The organism is Halorubrum sp. SS7 (assembly GCF_005435055.1).
GTDB classification, from domain to species: Archaea; Halobacteriota; Halobacteria; order Halobacteriales; family Haloferacaceae; genus Halorubrum; species Halorubrum salinarum.
This window is the reverse complement of the sequence record NZ_SGXV01000140.1, coordinates 712-949: the sequence shown is the minus strand read 5'-3', so window position 1 is coordinate 949 and position 238 is coordinate 712. Positions and strand designations below refer to the sequence as shown.

Below are 238 nucleotides of genomic sequence, written 5' to 3'. Positions count from 1 at the left end.
GACGTTCATCGCGCTCTCCGCACTGGAGTCGGGAACGGCCAGAGACGTGAGTCGCGTGTCGGCGGTCCCGCGGACGCGAGTGTACGACGCGATAGACGAGCTCCGCGACAGGGGACTCGTCGATGTCCTTCAATCGTCGCCGAAACGGTTTCGTGCGATCTCGGCCGAGACCACGAGTCGGACGCTCGAACACGAGCTCCGACACCGGGTCGACGTCCTCCGGACCGCGCTGAGCGAG

General features: G+C 66.4%; 1 protein-coding gene. It reads left to right on the top strand.

Going from position 1 to position 238, the window contains the following annotated elements; translation table 11 throughout:
* The coding region (locus tag EXE44_RS21610; RefSeq protein ID WP_241991874.1) for a helix-turn-helix domain-containing protein at positions 1-238 on the top strand (238 nt) is incomplete at both ends.